1 rRNA gene is annotated in these 261 nt (G+C 56.3%); it reads left to right on the top strand.

The features are described 5' to 3' along the window. Positions 1–261, top strand: a 23S ribosomal RNA gene (locus HU147_RS19305); the annotation flags it as partial.

The raw sequence follows: 261 nt of genomic DNA, 5'->3' as shown, positions 1-261 counted from the left end.
CCGTTTGAGCAATGGGGGGACGCAGAAGGATAAGGCGAGCGCGCCGTTGGTTGAGCGCGTCCAAGCAGCAAGGTGGGAAACGAGGCAAATCCCGTTTCCGCAAACATTGAACTGTGACGGCAAGGGGAGTTACTCCCTGGAGTCCCTGATTTCACACTGCCAAGAAAAGCCTCTAGCGAGGCGGGAGGTGCCCGTACCGCAAACCGACACAGGTAGGCGAGAAGAGAATTCTAAGGTGAGCGAGTGAACTCTCGTTAAGGA

Origin of the sequence: Planococcus chinensis, assembly GCF_020071995.1 — a bacterium.
Taxonomy (GTDB): domain Bacteria; phylum Bacillota; class Bacilli; order Bacillales_A; family Planococcaceae; genus Planococcus; species Planococcus chinensis_A.
The sequence above is the reverse complement of the archived record's forward strand: the minus strand, read 5'-3'. Positions and strand labels throughout refer to the sequence as shown.